Source organism: Streptomyces sp. H51, assembly GCF_035656535.1.
Taxonomy (GTDB): Bacteria; Actinomycetota; Actinomycetes; order Streptomycetales; family Streptomycetaceae; genus Streptomyces.
On record NZ_JAYMHD010000075.1, the window covers coordinates 202,894 to 221,836 of the forward strand.

Sequence of the window (18,943 nt, forward strand, 5' to 3'; positions counted from 1 at the left end):
TGTAGGAGCGATGAGGAAGAGTCATCCCATCCGGCGTGTCGTGCTGACCACCGCCGCCACCGTGTCGGGAGTCGTGCTGCTGCTGTCGCTGAAGCCGGCGACCGACCCGGGCGCCACCGCGGCGGGCGTGGTGCCCCAGCGGACGGCGGGGGCGCAGGAGTCGCCGCGGGGCGGGGCGGCGACCGCCGCGGGCAGCGGCACGGTCACCGGCGACGCGGCCCAGACGCAGTACGGCGCGGTCCAGGTGCGCCTGACCGTGCGCAACGGCAAGATCGTCAAGGCCGAGGCGGTGCAGGCACCGCAGGGCGGCGAGAGCGGCCGGAAGACAGCCCTGGCCGTGCCCAGGCTCAACCAGGCGACGGTGGCGGCGGGCAGCGCGGCCATCGACTCGGTGTCCGGGGCGACGTACACCAGCAGCGGGTACAAGCAGTCACTGCAGTCGGCGCTGGACAAGATGAAGGCGACCGCCGGCTCGGCGCAGGGCACCGGTTCCTCGCAGGGGACCGGTTCCTCGCAGGGCAGCGGTTCCTCGGCCGGGACCGGTTCCTCGTCCGGGACCGGTTCGTCGCAGGGCGGCGGCGGGCAGTCGTCCTCCGGTGCCGCCCGGGTCAGGACCGTGACCGGCGGTGTCGCGCGGACGCAGTACGGTCCCGTGCAGGTCCGCATCACCGTCAGCGACGGCAAGATCGTCAGGGCCGAGGCCGTGCAGGCACCGCAGGGCGGCGAGAGCGGCCGGAAGACTGCCCTGGCCGTGCCCAGGCTCAACCAGGAGACGGTGGCGGCGGGCAGCGCGGCCATCGACTCGGTGTCCGGCGCCACCTACACCAGCACCGGGTACAAGCAGTCGCTGCAGTCGGCACTGGACCAGGCCGGTGGCTGAGCAGGGGCCCGAGCCCGACGGGACTCCCGCCGCGATGCGCCACGCGGAGGAGGTGATGGGGACCGTCTTCTCCTTCGACGTCCGCGGCGGGGAACCCGATGCCGTGCGCGCGGCGCTCCGGGAGGCGGTCGCCGGGCTGCACCGGGTCGACGAGGTGTTCAGCGCCTACCGGGACGACAGCCAGCTCTCCCGGCTGGCGCGCGGCGAGCTGACCGTCGAGGACTGCGATCCGGAGGTCGCCGAGGTGCTCGGCCTGGGCGGCGAGGCGGAACGGGTGAGCGACGGCTGGTTCAGCATGCGCTACGAGGGCCGTCTCGATCCCACCGGGATCGTCAAGGGCTGGGCCGCCGAGCGTGCGGCCCGTCGGCTGGCGGCCGTCCCCGGGGTGAGCGGGGTCAGCATGAACGGCGGCGGCGACGTCCAGCTGCTCGGGACGCCGGACGCTCAGCGGCCGTGGCGGGTCGGGGTGTCGGACCCGTTGCGTCCGGGCGGGCTGGCGGCGGTGATCTCGGCGGCGGGCGCGGAGGAACTGGCGGTGGCCACGTCCGGGACGGCGGAGCGGGGCGCCCACATCGTCGACCCGCGCACCGGCCGCTCGGCGGTGACCGACCTGGTGGCCGTGACGGTGGTGGCTCCCCGCCTGACCTGGGCGGACTGCTGGGCCACGGCCGCCTTCGCGATGGGCTCCCGGGAGGGCCTGCGCTGGCTGGAGTCCCTGCCGGACGTGGAGGGGCTGCTGATCACGGCCGGCGACGAGGTCCGCTGCACCGGCGGCCTGGCCTCCCACCTGGGCTGAGCGGCGCGGTGGCGGGTGATTCGCGTGCCGCGTCCCCGCCGCCTCCGCGCCGCCCCCGCCGCGGACGGGCCCCGGCGGCCTGCCCGCGGCGGGGCCCGTACTCGGTTCAGTGGCCGTTCTGGGCCAGCCTCAGCAGGTGTTCGGCCAGCGCCTGGCCGCCCGTCGGGTTCCGGCTGATCAGCAGCAGCGTGTCGTCACCGGCGATGGTGCCGAGGATGTCCTGCAGTTCGGCCTGGTCGATGGCGGACGCGAGGAACTGCGCGGCGCCCGGCGGGGTCCGCAGGACGACGAGGTTCGCGGACGCCTCGGCGGAGATCAGCAGTTCCTGGGACAGCCGCCGCATCCGCTCCTCCTTCGCCGACTCCCCCAGCGGCGCGCGCGGGGTGCGGAAGCCCCCCTCGCTCGGCACCGCGTAGATCAGGTCGCCGTCGGTGTTGCGGATCTTGACCGCGTTCAGCTCGTCCAGGTCCCGCGACAGCGTGGCCTGGGTGACGCTGAGGCCGTCGTCGGCGAGGAGTTTCGCCAACTGGCTCTGCGATCGCACCGGTTGCCGATTGAGGATGTCCACGATCCGCCGGTGGCGTGCGGTGCGGGTCTGCGGCACGGCAGGCCCGGCGTTGTGTGCGTCGTCCTGCGGCTGGCTCATCGTCGTCCCATTCCCCGGATCATCCGTCCCCCTTGGCCACGTCGAGGATGCCGGGCAGTACCCGCAGGAAGGCGTCCACCTCGTCGTCGCCGAGATTCAGCGCGGGCATCAACCGTACGACGTCGGGGGCGGGCGCGTTCACCAGGATTCCGGCCTCCTGAGCCGCCTGCCGCACCTGTGGTGCGAGCGGCTCGGTGAGCACGATACCCAGCAGGAGTCCGGTGCCCCGGACGTGGTCGACCGACGGCAGGCCCAACGACTCGATTCCGTCCCGCAGTTTCTCGCTCTGCCGCTTGACGTTCTCCAGCAGGCCCTCGTTCTCGATGGTGTCGAGGACGGCGAGTCCGGCGGCGCAGGCGACCGGGTTGCCGCCGAAGGTCGTGCCGTGCTGGCCCGGTTGCAGCAGTTCGGCCGCGCGGCCGAAGGCGACGGTGGCGCCCAGCGGCAGCCCGCCGCCGAGGCCCTTGGCCAGGGTGACGACGTCCGGCAGGACGCCGTCGTGGGCCTGGTACTCGAACCAGTGCCCGCTGCGGCCGATCCCGGTCTGCACCTCGTCGAGGACGAGCAGCGCCCCGGTGGCGGCGGTGATCGCGCGGGCCGCCTTGAGGTAGCCGGCCGGCGGCACGACGACGCCGATCTCGCCCTGCACCGGCTCCAGGATGACCAGCGCGGTCTCCTCGGTGACCGCGGCGGCCAGCGCCTGCGCGTCGCCGAAGGGGACATGCGTGACGTCGCCGGGCAGCGGCAGGAAGGGCTCCCGCTTGCCCTGCTGGCCGGTCATCGCGAGGGCGCCCATGGTGCGCCCGTGGAAGGCGTCATAGGTGGCCACCACGTGCTTGCGCCCGGTCAGCCGGCCGATCTTGAAGGCGGCCTCGTTGGCCTCGGCGCCGGAGTTGCAGAAGAAGACCCTGCCGTCCCGGCCGAAGAGCCGCAGGAGCCGTTCGGCGAGCGTGACGGTGGGGTCGGCCATGAAGAAGTTGGAGATGTGGCCGAGGGATCCGATCTGCCGGGTCACCGCCTCGACGACGGCCGGATGGGCGTGACCGAGCGCGTTGACCGCGATACCGCCGACGAAGTCGAGGTACTCCTTGCCGTCGGCGTCCCACACCCGGCTGCCCTCGCCGCGTACCAGGGGCAGCAGCGGGGTGCCGTAGTTGTGCATGAGCGCGCCCTGCCACCGCGCCGTCAGTTCCTGATTGCCGGTCATGCCGCGCCCCCCTCGGTCCCGTCCGGCACGACCATCGTGCCGATGCCCTCGTCGGTGAAGATCTCCAGCAGGATCGAGTGCTGGACCCGGCCGTCGATGACGCGGGCGGTGTGCACGCCGCCCCGCACGGCGTGCAGACAGCCCTCCATCTTCGGCACCATGCCGGCCGACAGCTCCGGCAGCAGCCTCTCCAGCTGGGAGGCGGTGAGGCGGCTGATCACCTCGTCGGAGTTCGGCCAGTCCTCGTACAGTCCCTCGACGTCCGTGAGGACCATGAGGGTCTCGGCGCCCAGCGCGGCGGCGAGCGCCGCGGCCGCCGTGTCGGCGTTGACGTTGTAGACGTGTCCGTCGTCCTGGCTGCGGGCGATCGACGACACCACCGGGATGCGGCCGTCGGCGAGCAGCGCCTCGATCGCGCCGGTGTCGATGGCGGTGATCTCGCCCACCCGCCCGATGTCGACCAACTCGCCGTCGATCTCGGGCCGGTGCTTGGTGGCGGTGATGGTGTGCGCGTCCTCGCCGGTCAGTCCGACGGCCAGCGGACCGTGCTGGTTGAGCAGGTTGACCAGCTCGCGCTGCACCTGTCCGGCCAGCACCATGCGGACGACGTCCATGGCGTCCTCGGTGGTGACCCGCAGGCCGGCCTTGAACTCGCTGACGATGCCGTGCCTGTCGAGGGCGGCGCTGATCTGCGGGCCGCCGCCGTGCACGACGACGGGTCTGAGGCCGGCGTGGTGGAGGAAGACCACGTCCTGGGCGAACGCGGCCTTCAGGTCCTCGTCGATCATGGCGTTGCCGCCGAACTTGATGACGACGGTCTTGCCGTTGTGCCGCACCAGCCACGGCAGCGCCTCGATGAGGATCTGGGCCTTGGGCAGGGCGGTGTGCTTCCGCGTCGGGCCGCTCATGAGCTGTAGGCGCTGTTCTCGTGGACGTACTCGGCGGTGAGGTCGTTGGTCCAGACGGTGGCGGTCTCGGCGCCCGCGGCCAGGTCGGCGACGATGTGCACCTCGCGGTAGCGCATGTCGACCTTGTCGCGGTCCTCGCCGACGCCGCCGTTCTTGCACACCCAGACGCCGTTGATGGCGACGTTGAGCCGGTCCGGCTCGAACGCGGCCTTCGTGGTGCCGATCGCGGACAGTACGCGGCCCCAGTTGGGGTCCTCGCCGTGCACGGCGCACTTGAGGAGGTTGTTGCGGGCGATGGTGCGGCCCACCTCGACGGCGTCGTCCTCGGTCGCCGCGTTGATCACCTCGATCCTGATGTCCTTGCCGGCGCCCTCGGCGTCCCGGATCAGCTGCCGGCCGAGGTCGTCGCAGACCTGCCGCACGGCGTCGGCGAACTCCTCGTAGGCCGGGGTGATTCCGGAGGCGCCGGAGGCGAGCAGCAGCACGGTGTCGTTGGTGGACATGCAGCCGTCGGAGTCGATGCGGTCGAAGGTGACCCGGGTCGCCGCGCGCAGCGCCCGGTCCAGGGTGTCGCCGTCGAGTTCGGCGTCGGTGGTGAGGACGACGAGCATGGTGGCCAGGCCCGGGGCGAGCATGCCGGCGCCCTTTGCCATGCCGCCGACCGTCCAGCCGTCCTTGGTGACGACGGAGGTCTTGTGGACGGTGTCGGTGGTCTTGATGGCGATGGCGGCCTTCTCGCCGCCGTGCTCGGAGAGCTGGGCGGCCGCGGTCTCGATGCCCGGCAGCAGCTTGTCCATCGGGAGCAGCGCACCGATCAGGCCGGTCGAGCAGACGGCGACCTCGATGGGAGCGCGCCCGAGGACCTCGGCCGCCTTCTCCGCGGTGGCGTGGGTGTCCTGGAAGCCCTTGTGCCCCGTGCAGGCGTTCGCGCCGCCGGAGTTGAGGACGACGGCGGAGACCTGACCGCTCTTCAGCACCTGCTCGGACCACAGGACGGGCGCGGCCTTCACGCGGTTGGAGGTGAAGACACCGGCGGCGGCGCGGCGGGGTCCTTCGTTGACCACGAGGGCCAGGTCCGGGTTGCCGTTCTGCTTGATCCCGGCGGCGATGCCCGCCGCCGTGAATCCCTTTGCTGCCGTCACGCTCACGGCGCCACTCCGATCGTGGTCAGCCCGGTGGTCTCGTCGAGCCCCAGGGCGAGGTTCATGCTCTGGACGGCACCGCCCGCGGTGCCCTTGGTCAGGTTGTCGATGGCGCTGATCGCGATGACGCGGCCCACGGCCTCGTCGTACGCGACCTGCACCTGAACGGCGTTGGACCCCTGGACGGAGGCCGTGGCGGGCCACTGTCCCTCGGGGAGGAGGTGGACGAAGGGTTCGTCGGCGAAGGCCTTCTCGTAGGCGGCGCGGACCGACTCGGCGGTGACGCCGTCCCTGGCCTTGGCGCTGCAGGTGGCGAGGATGCCGCGGGGCATCGGCGCGAGGGTGGGGGTGAAGGAGACCGCGACCCGCTCCCCCGCCACGGCGCTGAGGTTCTGGATCATCTCGGGGGTGTGCCGGTGGCCGCCGCCGACGCCGTACGGCGACATGGAGCCCATCACCTCCGAGCCCAGCAGGTTCGGCTTGGGCGCCTTGCCCGCGCCGGAGGTGCCGGACGCGGCGACGATCACCGCCTCGTTCTCGGCGAGCCCGGCGGCGTACGCCGGGAAGAGCGCGAGCGAGACGGCGGTGGGGTAGCAACCGGGCACCGCGATGCGCCTGGACCCCTCCAGCGCGGCGCGGGCGCCCGGCAGTTCGGGAAGGCCGTAGGGCCAGGTCCCGGCGTGTGCGGAACCGTAGAAGCGCTCCCAGTCGGCGGCGTCCTTCAGCCTGAAGTCGGCGCCCATGTCGACGACGAGGACGTCCGGGCCGAGCTGCTCGGCGACGGCGGCGGACTGACCGTGGGGCAGGGCGAGGAAGACGACGTCGTGTCCGGCGAGCGCCTCGGCCGTGGTCTCCTCCAGCGCCCGGCCGGCCAGCGGCAGCAGGTGCGGCTGGAGCGCGCCGAGTTGCCGGCCCGCGTTCGAGTTGCCGGTCAGGGCTCCGATCTCGACCTCGGGGTGCGCCAGGAGCAGACGCAGGACCTCACCGCCCGCGTATCCACTCGCTCCGGCCACCGCCGCACGTACCGCCATGGAATCCTCCTCTTGGATGGCATGACTATACGTAGCGCTGCACGTTTATGCAATCTGCCGATGGGCCCCGGCCTGCCCACGCCCCGGACCGCGGCCCGCGCCGGGGAGCCGCTGCAGGAACAGGCCGAGGGCGCCGGCGACTGCCCCGGGCGATGCCGGGGCGGGCGCCGGCGCCCCGTGCCGTGAAGAACGGGACGAAGGCGTGCTCGCGGCCGGTGGCACCCGCGCCGGACCGACTTCCGGTGGCACCCGCGCCGGACCGACTTCCGGTGACACCCGCGCCGGACCGACTTCCGGTGGCACCCGTGCCGGACCGGCCTCCGGTGTGCCGGTGAGCGCCTCGGGCGGGCTGACCGCCCGGTGTGCCGGGATCTTGACGTTCGCCGCGGTGACCGTGGAGCTGCCGGTGCCGGCCGCCGCGGAGGCGTGCCGGTGGTCGGCGATGCCGAACTGCGTGACGGGCACGAGTGCGGCGTGCGGCGCGGGCTCCCGTCGGGGGCGGGCAGCGGGGCGGCGAGCAGGGCTCGGCCCGCCGCACCGGGCCGGGCCCGGATCAGCGCGAGGTCTCGGCGGACTCCAGGACAGGATCCGTGGCGGCCGGCTCCGCGGCGGCCGCACCGGACCGGCCGCGCAGCCCGGACACGCTGACGAGGACGGCGATCGCGGCGGCCACCAGGGGGACGACCAGAGCCGCCCGGTGGCCGTCGAGCACGGCCTGCGGGCCGGTCCCGTCCGTCGCGGCGTCGATGGCCGCGGTGGCCGAGGACAGGCCGAGGCCCGCGCCGAACTGGAAGGAGGTGTACAGCAGTCCGCCGGCGACGCCCTGCTCCTCCTCGTCGACGCCCTCGGTGGCGACGATCGTCAGCGGACCGTAGGCCAGCGAGAAGGACAGGCCGAGGACGATCAGGCTCGGGAACATCATCAGGTAGGTCCAGTCGAGCCCCAGCGGCAACATCAGCGCGTAGCTCAGCACGGCCAGCAGCAGGCCGCCGGAGATGACGCGGGCGTTGCCGAACCTGTTCACCAGCTTCGGGGTGAGAGTCGGCGACAGGATCGCGTCGATACCGATGACGATCATCGCGAAGCTGGTCTGGACGGCCGACCAGCCGCGCAGCTCCTGAAGGTGGAGCACGACGATGAACTGGTAGCCGAAGAACCCGGCGGCGAACAGCAGGCCCGTCGAGTTGGCGCGGACCAGGCTGCCGTTGCGGAGGATGCCGAGCCGGACCAGCGGCGCGGACGCCTTGCGCTCGATCAGGACGAAGGCGAGGAACAGCAGCAGGCTCGCGGCGGCGGTCAGCGCGGTCTGCGCGGCCGGTGCGTGCGTGGCCCGCTCGACCGAGAGGACCAGCAGCAGGATCGCCGCCGTCACACTGACCGCGCCGGCCACGTCCAGGCTCTGACCGCCCCGGTCGGGCCGCGGCGGCCTGGGGATGAGGGCCGCGCCGGTGAGCAGGATGACGAACGAGAGGACGACGGGCGCGAAGAACACCCAGCGCCAGTCCGCCGAGGCGAGCAGGCCGCCGACGACGAGGCCGGTGGAGAAGCCGCCGGCCGCGGTGCCGGAGTAGACGAGCAGCGCCTTGTTGCGCTGCGGGCCCTCCTCGAAGCCGGTGGTGATGATCGACAGGCCGGCCGGGGTCATGAACGCCGCCGCGACACCGGTGACGAACCGGGCGAGGATCAGCGTCCAGCCCTCGGTGGCCAGGCCGCCGAGCCCGGAGAAGAGCAGGAAGACCGTCAGCCAGAACAGGAACATCCGGCGGCGGCCGAACAGATCGGCCGCACGACCGCCGAGCAGCATGAAGCCGCCGTAGCCCAGGACGTAGGCGCTCATCACCCACTGGAGCGTGCCGGTGGACAGCCCCAGGTCGGCCCGGATCGACGGCAGGGCCACGTTGAGCATGGCCACGTCGACGCCCTCGAGGAAGATCGCACCACACAGTACGAACAGCACGCCCCAAGCGCGCCCACTCATGCGGTCGTTGCCGCTGTCCGGAGAGGATTGCAGTGCGGACACGGAAATTGACTCCTCGGTAGAGAAAAAGGAAAGGCCGAAATCGGGGCGACCGCTCGGGTCACCAACTCGACTATGCGCAAAGGCAGTTGGTGGCGGTTCCCTCTTGTGACCACAGGCATCATCAGGCAGGCTCAATGACTATGGAAGAAGGCACTTCGAAGTCACCGACGCACTGCACGGATACCGAAGCCGATTACGAGGTGTTGCAGTGGGACACCCGGCAGGGCTGTGAGGTACGCCAGATCCTGGACCGGGTGGCGGACAAGTGGTCGCTGCTGGTGATAGCGCTGCTGGACCGCCGCAAGCTGCGCTTCAGCGAGCTGCGCCGGCTGATCGAGGGCGTCAGCCAGCGCATGCTCACCGTCACGCTGCGCCAGTTGGAGCGGGACGGCCTGGTCGAACGCACGGTGCACCCGGTGGTGCCACCACGGGTGGAGTACGAGCTGACACCGCTCGGGGCGACGCTGCACGACACGATCCGCAGCCTGGTGGTCTGGACGGAGGAGCATCAGGCCGAGATCGCCTCGGCCCGCGCGGAGTACGACCGGCGCACGGCTGCGAACGCCGCTGCGTCCTGAGCGGGACCCGGCGGACGAGCGCCGGTTATTTCCCGGCAATTCCCCGGTGATTCCGCGGAGCCGGCCACCGGCCACCGGTTCTGTGTGAATCACCGGCCGACGGGCACCGGCCGATCGTGGAAGGATTGCGCAATCACCGCGCGATTCCGGGCCGGTCCGTACGAGGCGGCGCCGGCCGGCCCGGACGGCGCGGTCGCCGTCAGCCCGTACCCGGCGGCGACCGTGCCGGCCGGGCTCGCCCTGCGGGCGGGAAGTGGTCCTCGTCGGCGAAGGACCCGGAGCACCTGCCCAGGAGTTCCTCGGTCAGCGGGGAGCAGCCGATTCCTGTGCCGGCGAGCGCGGCGCGTGCCGGAGGGGGAGCAGCGCGTTGTCCGGTCCGTCTCCGTGAGCCGGCAGCCGAGGCGGCGCGGACCCGTCACGCAGGTCGCGCTCCGGACGTCCGGGGCCGACGCGCGCCGCCGCTAGGCGGTCGCCCCGTCGAGGCGGAGGTTCCAGCGGCGGGCGTGGCCGGTGACGGTGACGGCCGACAGGGGGCGCACGTCGATGTGCCAGTAGGCCGACGGCGGCGCCTTCAGGGCGTACAGCAGGGCCGCGCGGATCACGGACGGTTCGGCAACGGCGACGATGCGGCAGCCGTCCTCGTAGGGCCGGGTGTCGAGCCAGCCGCCGACCCGGGAGACGAAGGCCGACAGCGACTCGCCGCCGTGCGGGGTGGCGTGCGGGTCGGCCAGCCAAGCGTCCACCAGTTCCGGCTCGCGGGCCATCGCCTCGCCCAGCGTCAGCCCCCGCCAGCGCCCCATGTCGCAGTCCCGCAGGGCGAGTTGGACGAGCGGCGCGTAGCCGAGGGCGTCGCCGGTGGCGCGGCTGCGGGGCGTGGGCGAGCAGTAGCGCAGTTCGGACGCCACCAGCGGGACCAGGGCGGGGGCGGCGCGCTGCACCTCGTCCCAGCCGGCCTGGTCCAGCGGACGGTCGTCCTCGAAGCGCTCGGCGAGCGGCGGGGAACTGCGCGCGGCCGCGACGAACGTGACCCTCAGTTGCATGCGGCGATGGTGAGCCGCGGGAGTGGGCAGGTCAAGAGACGTTACCTACGAGTCACCCAGGGTGCGTGAACCTTCACGCCCGGATCGGGATCTGCCGGACAAGTCGCCCTCCGGCGCGCGGCTGCCCACCGGCCGGCGGCTCACTCGGAGGCGAGCACCATCCACTGCTCGGGCCGTTCCAGGGCGGTGAAGCCGACCTTCTCGTACACGCCGTGGGCGTCGTGCGTGGCGAGCAGCAGGCGCCGCAGCCCGTACGGGAGCAGGTGCTCGCGCACGGCCGCGACCATGGCGGTGCCGATCCCCTTGCCCCGCACGGACGGGTCGACGTAGACGTCGCACAGCCAGGCGAAGGTCGCCCGGTCGGTGACCACCCGCGCGTACGCGACCTGCTCCCCCGACGCCCTGTCGTAGACACCGAAGTTCAGCGAGCCCTCGATCGCCCGCTCCAGCTTCTCCCGTGGCCGCCCGAGCGCCCAGTACGCGTCGGTGGACAGCCAGCGGTGCACGCGATCGACGTCGACACGTCCGGGATCGGCGGAGAACTCGTGATCGTCAGGAATGCTCGGGAGGTCGTTCATGGCGGGAGATTCACAGGCCGCACCCCGGTTTGTCGAACCGTTTTCCCGGTTCCCGGTTCCCGGTTCCCGGTTACCTGTTTTCCCCGCGCCCCCACCGCATCGACCCGGTGCGCTGCAGCACCTCGTCCACGGCGGTCCGCAGCCGTCGCACCCCTTCCGTGATCTCGCCGGCTCCCGCCACCGCCGCGAAGCTCAGGCGCAGGTGGCCGGCCGGGGGCTCGGCGCCGAAGTACGGGCGGCCGGGCGTGACGGCGACGCCGGCGCGCAGGGCCGCGGCCGTCAGGGCCGCCTCGTCCGTACCGTGCGGAAGCCGCAGCCACAGGTGGTAGCCGCCCGACGGGATGTGCGGCAGGGCGAGCCGGGGCAGCTCCCGGCGCAGAGCCGCCGTCATGACGTCGCGGCGGGCCTTCAGCTGTGCCGACAGCGACCGGAGATGACGCGGCCAGGCGGGCGAGCCGACGAGTTCGAGCGCGGCCTCCTGCAGCGGCCGCGGCACGAAGAAGGTGTCGACGATCTGGATGGCGCGCAGGCGTTCCAGGACCGGGCCGCGGGCGGCCAGGGCGCCGACCCGGAAGCTGGGCGAGGTGGCCTTGGTCAGCGAACAGACGTGGACGACGACGCCGTCGGGGTCGTCGGCGGCGAGCGGCCGCGGCAGCTCGCCCGCGTCCTCGTGCGCGAGCCGCCGCACGAAGTCGTCCTCGACGACGAACGCGCCGGCCTCCCGGGCGGTCCGCAGCACGTCGGCGCGGCGCCCGGGCGCGAGGACGGCGCCCGTCGGGTTCTGGAACAGCGGCTGGCAGACGAAGACGCGGGCTCCGGTCGCCCGGAAGGCGTCGGCGAGCAGGGCCGGCCTCACCCCGTCCGGGTCCACGGGGACGGGGACGGGCCGCAGCCCCGCCGCGCGGGCGATCGCCAGCATGCCGGGATAGGTGGGCGATTCGACCAGCACCGGCGCCCCGGGCGGGGCGAGCGCGCGCAGGGCGGTGGTGAGCGCCGACTGGCCGCCCGCGGTGACCAGCACGTCCGCGGCGGTGACCGCCGCGCCGATGCCCCGCGCGAACCACTCGCGCAGCTCCGGCAGCCCCTCCACCGGCGGCCGCCCCCAGGCACCGGGCCGGCGTCCGGCGCGGGACAGGGCCGCCGCCATGGCCCGTTCCGGCTGCAGCGAGGGATGCAGGTAACCGCCGTTGAACTCGACGACGCCGGGCGGCGGGCCGGCCAGCGAGACGAGCACGCCCGAGGCGTCCACCGTGCGCGGCACGAGTTCGGTGGCGCCGTCCGCGCTCAGCGCCACCTCCTGCCACGAGGTGTCCCCCGCGGCGTCGGCGCTGACGCGTGGCTGCGCCCGGAAGGCTCCGGCACCGGGCCGGGTGACCACCAGCCCCTCGGCGGCGAGCTGGGCGAGCGCCCGCGAGACGGTCACCGGGCTGACCCGGAAGCGCTCGACGAGCGCCCGGCTGGAGGGGAGCTTCCCTCCGGGAGAGTAGCGGTGCAGCTCCTGTCGCAGCCGTTCCGCCAGTTCACCCACACTGCTACGCTCATGCATGAGAGCAGAGAGTAGCGCTACTACGGCAGCATCGATAGCGGTCGACACCTCCGGGACAGCGGCGGAGGCAGCGGCCGGGGCAGCGCCGGGGACGACGGCCGGGACGCGTCCGCGGGCGTCGGCGGCGGCAGCGGCCGCGGCGGACCGCCGCGTCGGCACCCTGCAGGCCGCCCTGGGCGTCGTCGCCTTCTCCCTCACCTTCCCCGCGACCGCCTGGGGCCTGGAGGGCTTCGGACCCTGGGCGCTGGTCGCCGTCCGCAGCGTCCTCGCCGCGGTGATCGCGGGCGGCTGCCTGCTGGCGCTGCGCGTGCCCGTGCCCGGCCGGGCGCACTGGGCGGGCCTCGCGGTCGTCGCCGCAGGCGTCGTCGTCGGCTTCCCGCTGCTGACGACGCTCGCCCTGCGGACGTCCAGCACCGCGCACGCGGCCGTCGTGGTCGGCCTGCTCCCGCTCACCACCGCCCTGCTGTCCGCGCTGCGCGTCGGCGTCCGCCCCTCCCGGACGTTCTGGGCGGCGGCGGTCGCGGGGGCGGCCGCGGTGGCCGTGTTCACCGCCCAGCAGAGCGGCGGCGCGCTGACCGCCGCCGACCTGTACCTGTTCGCGGCGCTGCTGGTGTGCGCCGCGGGGTACACCGAGGGCGGCCGGCTGGCCCGGGTCATGCCGGGCTGGCAGGTCATCGGCTGGGCCCTGGTGCTGTGCCTGCCGCTGAGCGTGCCCGCCGCGGTGGCCGCGCTGGCCCTTGAGCCCGCGCACCTGACCGCGCACAGCGTGGCCGGACTGCTGTGGGTCGCGGCGGGCTCGCAGTTCCTGGGGCTGGTGGTGTGGTACCGGGGCATGGCCGTGGTCGGGATCCCCAAGGCCAGTCAGTTGCAGTTGGCCCAGCCCCTGCTCACACTGGTGTGGTCGGTGCTGCTGCTGGGGGAGCACCTGCCGGTGGCCGCGCCGTTGACCGCCGCGGCGGTGCTCGTGTGCATCGCCGTGACCCAGCGGGCCCGCGGCTAGGACCGTTCGGCCCGCTCCTCCCAGGTTCCCGTCGCCCTGGACCCAAGGCCACGGAACGCTGCTCCGCACCATGTGAGGAGGCCGCATAGATGCGCGCAACCAAGGGCGACCAGCTTGTGCAGCACGGCAGGGTGGTCGGCCAGCAGGACAAGGTCGGCGAGATCGTCGAAGTGATGGGCCAGGAGGGCAACCCTCCCTACCGCGTCCGCTTCGAGGACGGGCACGAGGGCGTGTGCTCGCCCGGCCCCGACACCGAGATCCGCCACCGCGAGAACCGGTAGACCGCCCGGCACATCGCCCGGCGGATCAGCGCGGGGGCATCGCCGGCTGCTTGTAGTGGTCGGCGACGACCCGTGCCATCGCCCCGATCGGATCGGCCGCCACGTCCTTGGCGGCGAAGAAGACGTGCCCGCGCACCTGCGGACGCTCCTCGGCGAGCGCCAGGTGCCGGGACAGTTCGGCCGGGTCCTGCCAGGCCGCGGGCTGCGCGGGGTCGCCCGCCTTGTACAGCGCCTCGCCCAGGTACAGCCTCGTCGCGGTGTCCCGCGCCACGTCGGCCCACCAGGACACGAGAGTGGCGTAGTCGGCGGCGCCGAACCCGATGTTCCAGTACAGCTGCGGGCAGATGTAGTCGATCCAGTTCTCCCGCACCCACTTCCGCGTGTCCGCGTACAGGTCGTCGTACGTCTCCACGCCCGCGCGCGTGTCGGAACCGCGGGAGTCGGTCGCCGCGTTGCGCCACACTCCGAAGGGGCTGATCCCGAACTGCGTGGCGGGCCGGATCAGCTTGATGCCGGCCGCGGTCTCCCCGACCAGTTTGTCGATGTTGGCGCGCCGCCAGGCGGCCCGGTTCGGGTATCCGGCGCCGTGGCGGTCGTAGGCGGCGGTGTCGTCGAAGGTCCGGCCGGCCACCGGGTAGGGGTAGAAGTAGTCGTCGAAGTGCACCGCGTCGACGGGGTACCTGCGCACCGCGTCCAGCATGGCCTGCTGGACGAAGGCGCGGACCTCCGGCAGTCCCGGGTTGTAGTACAGCTTCCCGCCGTACGGCACCACCCAGTCCGGGTGCCGGCGCGCGGGGTGCGAGGCGGCCAGCCGCGCCGGGTCGGTGTGGTTGGCGACGCGGTAGGGATTGAACCAGGCGTGCAGGGCGAGACCGCGGGCGTGGGCCTCCTCGACCGCCGTGCCCAGCGGATCCCAGCCGGGGTTCCTGCCCTGGGTGCCGGTGAGGTACTGCGACCAGGGTTCGTACGGCGACGGCCACAGCGCGTCGGCGGTCGGGCGCACCTGGAGGATCACGGTGTTGAGCCGGTCGGCGACCGCACGGTCGAGGTGGGCGACGAGCTCGGCGCGCTGCCGCGCGGCGGTCAGCCCCGGCCGCGAGGGCCAGTCACGGTTGGCCACGGTGGCCACCCACACCCCCCGCATCTCCCCGGCCGCGCGCCGCCGGCCGCCGCCCGGGCCGCCCGCCGCCGTACCGGCCCCCGCACCGCCGGTGAGCGCGTCGGCCGCCGCCGCGCCGCCCGCCATGAGCGCCGACAGGGCGGTCACCGCGAACGCCCGGCGCGACCAGGGTGCTGTCCTCCGTGTCCTCACCGCTGCCTCCGTGGGTCTGTCTCCGGCGCCGGGCCGTCGGCACGGCACCCCGGTGATCGATCAACGATCGCCGAAGGTAACGTGCAGGGTCGGAGCAGGGACCGAAACACGGCAGACCTGCCACGGATGGATCAGTGAAGGGGACGATGTGACGGACATCCCGGCTGGAGACATCGCGCGCGTCGGTGTGGTGGGCTGTGGCCAGATGGGAGCGGGCATCGCCGAGGTGTGCGCCCGCGCCGGACTGGACGTGAAGGTCGCCGAGACCACCGGCGAGGCTCTGGAGATCGGCCGCACCCGGCTGTTCGGCTCCCTGGCCAAGGCCGCCGAGCGGGGCAAGATCACCGAAGCGGAGCTGGCGGCGACGCAGGCCCGGCTGAGCTTCACCACCGACCTGGGCGAGTTCGCCGACCGCGACCTGGTGATCGAGGCCGTCGTGGAGAACGAGCAGGTCAAGACGGAGATCTTCCAGGTCCTCGATCAGGTCGTGACCCGGCCCGACGCCATCCTGGCCTCCAACACCTCCTCGATCCCGCTGGTGAAGCTGGCGGTGGCCACCTCGCGCCCCGACCACGTCATCGGCATCCACTTCTTCAACCCGGCCCCGGTGCAGAAGCTCGTCGAGCTGATCCCGGCGCTGACCACCTCCGAGGACACGCTCGGCCGGGCGCAGCGCTTCGCGGAGAAGCTGCTGGGCAAGCACGCCATCCGCGCCCAGGACCGCTCGGGGTTCGTGGTGAACGCGCTGCTGATCCCCTACCTGCTCTCGGCGATCCGCATGTTCGAGTCGGGCATCGCCAGCCGCGAGGACATCGACAACGGCATGGAGCTCGGCTGCGCCCACCCGATGGGCCCGCTGAAGCTGTCCGACCTGATCGGCCTGGACACGGTGGCCTCGGTGGCGCAGAGCATGTACGAGGAGTACAAGGAGCCGCTGTACGCCGCTCCCCCGCTGCTGCAGCGCATGGTCGACGCGGGTCGGCTGGGCCGGAAGTCCGGATCGGGCTTCTACGTCTACGGCTGACATGTCTACGGCTGTCACGTCTACGGCCGACACCGCGTACGGCGGTCGCACAGTGCCCGTTGCAGGGTGATAGTCACACAGTGCGACGACCATGGGCCCGGCACTCTTCCGAGTGCCGGGCCCACGCGTTTCACACACCGTGTGCGCACCGGGCACGCATATGCCTTACGCACACTCTCCCCACGCACCCACCAGGCGAGTTCACTCATCATGCGCATGCAAGGGATGTGCCGACTAACGGAAAGGAGCGGACTCGTGACCGCCGACCCGGAGCATCCCGTGGTCCATGGAGAACTCGCAGAGTTACGCCGGCGCCTCGACGTGGCGTACGCCCGCGTCGAGGGTGGGCTGGCTCTGCTCAGTCACCGAACGGAGGAGACGGACAAGGAGATCGACGAGCTGAGCGCCCGCATCGTCGCCCTGGAGCACGGCCGCTGGCCGTTGCCCGCGGTCGCGGCGCTGACCGCGGTGGGCGCGCTGGTGGTGACGGTCTGGCAGGCCCTGGGCCGCTGAGGGACCAGGACCCGGTCGGGGGATCAGGGCTGGGCGTCCTGCCCGAGCCTGAGATGGTGCAGGAGCAGTAACGCGGCTGCCATGTTGGCGGCCGGGACCTCACCGCGGGCGACCATGTCCGGGACGAGCTTGAGGGGAACCCATTCCCGGCGGTCCGACTCGAAGTCGTCCACGGGGTGCCCGATGTACTCTCCCTCGTCGGCCCAGTAGATGTGGTGCCGGGCGTCGGTGAGGCCGTTGGACGGTTCCACGCTCATCAGGTGGTACAGGGGCCCCGGTCGCCAGCCGGTCTCCTCCTCGAGTTCCCTGGCGGCCGCGCGGGAGACGTCCTCGCCGTCCTCGACGACGCCCGCGGCCAGTTCCCACCCCCAGCTGTCGGTGATGAAGCGGTGACGCCACAGCAGCAGGACCTCGTTGGCCTCGTTGACCACCGTGGCGACGGCGACCGGCCGCAGCCGGATCAGGAAGTGATCGAGATGCCGGCCGTCCGGCAACTCGACATCCGCGAGATTGACGCTGAACCAGCGGTTTGAGTACACAGTCTGTTCGTTCTGTTTCGTCCACTGCACGGTTCTGCCACCTTCCTTTGGGTAAGGGGCAATATCGCAGCAGGGGCGAGGACTGTCGGTGGTCCGGAGCCCGAGCCCGTCCGCGGACCGGCCTACAGCGGCACCCGCAACGCACCGTCGATCAGCTCGGCGGCCTCGGAAGTACCCGTGCAGCCGTTGCGCACCAGGTGGTCGCGCACCGCGCGGAGTCTGTCGCGCAGCCGCTGGGACTCCATTCCCCGGGCCTGCTCGGCCATCTGCACCGCGGTGGCCACCGCTTTGTCGGCGTTCCCCCGCCGCAGTTCGATCGTGCTGAGCATGGCGAGCCGGTGCACCCGCCCCCGGTCGTGCGCGGGGTTGTCCACGGCCGCCGCGGCGTGCTCCCCCGCGGCCGTGAGTTCCCCGAGGCTGAGCAGCGCCTCCGCCACCTGCACGTTGACCAGGCCCGGCTGGACGTAGCCGGTCTCGTCGGGTTCGTGGCCGCGCCGGATCCGTTCGGCGGCCTGCTCGGCACGCCGGATGCGGGACAGCGCGCTCGTGCCGTCGCCGAGGTGCGCGTACGCCTTGGCCTGCATCGCGTAGAGGTCGGAGGCGAGCGCCGGGGTGATGTGCTTGCCGGCGGCGCGCAGCGCGGCCTCCGCGAAGGCGACGGCCTGGCGGTACTCCCGCATGAACAGCGACTGGTTGACCAGCAGCGCGATCACATAGGCGCCCAGGCCGCGGTCGCCGCTGGCCTTGGCGAGCCGGAGCGCCTGGTGGAAGTAGCGCTGGGCCAGGCCGTGGGCGTCGGAGTCGTAGGCGCAGATGCCGGCGATCGCCACCAGGCCGCCGGTGGCACGGTGCAGCTGGCGGCCGGTGGCGTCGGTGTAGCTGCCGCGCAGCAGCGGCGCGGCCTCGGCGTTGAGGAAACCGACGATGCGGGTCCGGGTCGCCATGCCGCCGGCCTTGCGGTACATCTGCTCGTAGTGGGTGCGGGCGGCCCGCAGCATCTCGATGTCGGAGGAGGTGACGCGGTGCCGGCCGCCGCGCGAGACGTCGACGTCCTCGGGCGGGTTCTCCCACTCCCACACCGGCATGACGGCGGGCGTGCCGGTGACCGCGGGTGCGCCCAGGACGTGCGGGCGCTGCTGTTCGTCGGAGCGCCACAGGGCGGTGGCGCGCTCGACGAAGCCGGACAGGGAGGTGCCGTGCGGTGCGGACGGCTCGCCGGGGACGCCGAGGCCGATGTCGTCGAGGGTGACGGGCCGGTGCAGCCGGGCGGCCAGCACCTCGCAGATCAGGTCGGGCACCTGGCCGCGGGGCCGCTGTCCCTTGAGCCAGCGCGCCACCGCGGTGTGCTCGTAGCGGAGCGCGAGTCCGCGCGCCAGGCCCGCCTGATTGACGTGTGCGGCCAGCCCCGCGTGCGAGATCCCGGCCTCGTCCAGGATCGCGTCGAGCAGAGTGTTGGGCTGCATGGATGCCCCCCGGTGCCTCGGTGCCGTCAGAGTAGTGCCAACCCCTTCACACGGGGTGTGAACGGAGTGCCCGGATCCGCAGTGTGTGCGCGCTGTCGCGGAGAGTTTCCGGCCGGTTGACTGAACTGCCTCGCAAGAGGCCGGCCGGGCCGCCGGCTCCCCCTCGTACCAGTACGGCGGCCCGTCTCCACGCCGTCCGCCCAGCTGCCTGCCCGACACTCCGTGGCGGGGCGGACGGCACGCCGGCGGCGGCCGAGCGGCGCGATCGGCGCCCGCTTCTCCACCGTGTGGTCCCACAGGTGCGCTGTCGGCCGCGGGCTCGTCGTGGCCGGTCGCGCGGTCCCCCGCGCCGCTGAATGAAGGGCCACTCCCGGGCGGCCCCGCCGAACGCGGACGGACCGGCCGCGAAAGGCCGGCCGCTTCCGTCGGCGGCTGAGCT

Annotated in this window: 19 protein-coding genes; 7 read left to right on the forward strand and 12 right to left on the reverse strand. The window is 72.9% G+C overall.

The window, feature by feature from the left end:
• Positions 1-10 precede the first annotated feature (10 nt).
• Entirely contained in the window at positions 11-880 is an 870-nt protein-coding gene (locus VKA29_RS27565) for an FMN-binding protein (RefSeq protein WP_324788692.1), read from the forward strand.
• A gap of 55 nt (positions 881-935) precedes the next feature.
• Entirely contained in the window at positions 936-1,676 is a 741-nt protein-coding gene (locus tag VKA29_RS27570; RefSeq protein ID WP_324788824.1) for an FAD:protein FMN transferase, read from the forward strand.
• A 106-nt stretch (positions 1,677-1,782) separates the two neighbouring features.
• Here the strand turns inward: VKA29_RS27570 and VKA29_RS27575 are convergent, their stop codons facing one another.
• The 6 genes from VKA29_RS27575 to VKA29_RS27600 all read right to left on the reverse strand — a co-directional run bounded on the left by VKA29_RS27575 (position 1,783) and on the right by VKA29_RS27600 (position 8,588).
• Complete coding sequence (locus VKA29_RS27575; protein ID WP_324788693.1) at positions 1,783-2,322, reverse strand: arginine repressor; 540 nt, start codon at positions 2,320-2,322, stop codon at positions 1,783-1,785.
• Between the two features lie 19 nt (positions 2,323-2,341).
• Positions 2,342-3,529, reverse strand: coding sequence for an acetylornithine transaminase (locus tag VKA29_RS27580; RefSeq protein WP_324788694.1), 1,188 nt, complete (start codon positions 3,527-3,529; stop codon positions 2,342-2,344).
• Positions 3,526-4,437 (reverse strand): acetylglutamate kinase, encoded by a 912-nt coding sequence (gene argB, locus VKA29_RS27585; RefSeq protein WP_324788695.1) that lies wholly within the window; start codon positions 4,435-4,437, stop codon positions 3,526-3,528. The genes VKA29_RS27580 and argB overlap by 4 nt, the downstream gene beginning before the upstream one ends.
• Positions 4,434-5,585 carry a bifunctional glutamate N-acetyltransferase/amino-acid acetyltransferase ArgJ gene (gene argJ, locus VKA29_RS27590; protein WP_324788696.1) on the reverse strand — a complete coding sequence of 384 codons (1,152 nt, stop codon included), beginning with the start codon at positions 5,583-5,585 and terminating at the stop codon, positions 4,434-4,436. Before argJ ends, argB begins: the two co-directional genes overlap by 4 nt.
• Positions 5,582-6,610 (reverse strand): N-acetyl-gamma-glutamyl-phosphate reductase, encoded by a 1,029-nt coding sequence (gene argC, locus VKA29_RS27595; RefSeq protein ID WP_324788697.1) that lies wholly within the window; start codon positions 6,608-6,610, stop codon positions 5,582-5,584. The genes argJ and argC overlap by 4 nt, the downstream gene beginning before the upstream one ends.
• A 553-nt stretch (positions 6,611-7,163) precedes the next feature.
• Entirely contained in the window at positions 7,164-8,588 is a 1,425-nt protein-coding gene (locus VKA29_RS27600; protein ID WP_324788825.1) for an MFS transporter, read from the reverse strand.
• A 182-nt stretch (positions 8,589-8,770) separates the two neighbouring features.
• On the opposite strand from VKA29_RS27600, the gene VKA29_RS27605 reads away from it, so the two are divergent.
• Entirely contained in the window at positions 8,771-9,208 is a 438-nt protein-coding gene (locus VKA29_RS27605; RefSeq protein ID WP_324788698.1) for a helix-turn-helix domain-containing protein, read from the forward strand.
• A 461-nt stretch (positions 9,209-9,669) separates the two neighbouring features.
• On the opposite strand, the gene VKA29_RS27610 is transcribed toward VKA29_RS27605, so the two are convergent.
• The 3 genes from VKA29_RS27610 to VKA29_RS27620 all read right to left on the reverse strand — a co-directional run bounded on the left by VKA29_RS27610 (position 9,670) and on the right by VKA29_RS27620 (position 12,372).
• A complete protein-coding gene (locus VKA29_RS27610) occupies positions 9,670-10,248 on the reverse strand; it encodes a histidine phosphatase family protein (RefSeq protein WP_324788699.1) in 579 nt (192 codons plus the stop codon).
• A 140-nt stretch (positions 10,249-10,388) separates the two neighbouring features.
• A complete protein-coding gene (locus VKA29_RS27615; RefSeq protein ID WP_324788700.1) occupies positions 10,389-10,826 on the reverse strand; it encodes a GNAT family N-acetyltransferase in 438 nt (145 codons plus the stop codon).
• 70 nt (positions 10,827-10,896) lie between these two features.
• On the reverse strand, positions 10,897-12,372 hold the full coding sequence (locus VKA29_RS27620) for a PLP-dependent aminotransferase family protein (protein WP_324788701.1): 1,476 nt from the start codon (positions 12,370-12,372) through the stop codon (positions 10,897-10,899).
• Between VKA29_RS27620 and VKA29_RS27625 the strand changes: the two genes are divergently transcribed.
• Together VKA29_RS27625 and VKA29_RS27630 are read left to right on the forward strand one after the other, a co-directional pair.
• On the forward strand, positions 12,371-13,372 hold the full coding sequence (locus VKA29_RS27625; protein ID WP_324788702.1) for a DMT family transporter: 1,002 nt from the start codon (positions 12,371-12,373) through the stop codon (positions 13,370-13,372). The genes VKA29_RS27620 and VKA29_RS27625 overlap by 2 nt on opposite strands.
• An 89-nt stretch (positions 13,373-13,461) precedes the next feature.
• Entirely contained in the window at positions 13,462-13,653 is a 192-nt protein-coding gene (locus tag VKA29_RS27630) for a DUF1918 domain-containing protein (RefSeq protein ID WP_324788703.1), read from the forward strand.
• 25 nt (positions 13,654-13,678) lie between these two features.
• Here VKA29_RS27630 and VKA29_RS27635 read toward each other — a convergent pair whose 3' ends face one another.
• Positions 13,679-14,899 (reverse strand): glycoside hydrolase family 10 protein, encoded by a 1,221-nt coding sequence (locus VKA29_RS27635; protein WP_324788826.1) that lies wholly within the window; start codon positions 14,897-14,899, stop codon positions 13,679-13,681.
• A 214-nt stretch (positions 14,900-15,113) separates the two neighbouring features.
• On the opposite strand from VKA29_RS27635, the gene VKA29_RS27640 reads away from it, so the two are divergent.
• Together VKA29_RS27640 and VKA29_RS27645 are read left to right on the forward strand one after the other, a co-directional pair.
• On the forward strand, positions 15,114-15,989 hold the full coding sequence (locus tag VKA29_RS27640) for a 3-hydroxybutyryl-CoA dehydrogenase (protein WP_324788704.1): 876 nt from the start codon (positions 15,114-15,116) through the stop codon (positions 15,987-15,989).
• A gap of 255 nt (positions 15,990-16,244) precedes the next feature.
• Positions 16,245-16,502, forward strand: a complete 258-nt coding sequence (locus VKA29_RS27645; RefSeq protein ID WP_324788705.1) for a hypothetical protein — start codon at positions 16,245-16,247, stop codon at positions 16,500-16,502.
• 23 nt (positions 16,503-16,525) lie between these two features.
• On the opposite strand, the gene VKA29_RS27650 is transcribed toward VKA29_RS27645, so the two are convergent.
• Both VKA29_RS27650 and VKA29_RS27655 read right to left on the reverse strand, forming a co-directional pair.
• Complete coding sequence (locus tag VKA29_RS27650; RefSeq protein WP_324788706.1) at positions 16,526-17,071, reverse strand: NUDIX hydrolase; 546 nt, start codon at positions 17,069-17,071, stop codon at positions 16,526-16,528.
• Positions 17,072-17,163: 92 nt separating this feature from the next.
• Complete coding sequence (locus VKA29_RS27655) at positions 17,164-18,504, reverse strand: transcriptional regulator (RefSeq protein ID WP_324788707.1); 1,341 nt, start codon at positions 18,502-18,504, stop codon at positions 17,164-17,166.
• Positions 18,505-18,943: the final 439 nt, after the last annotated feature.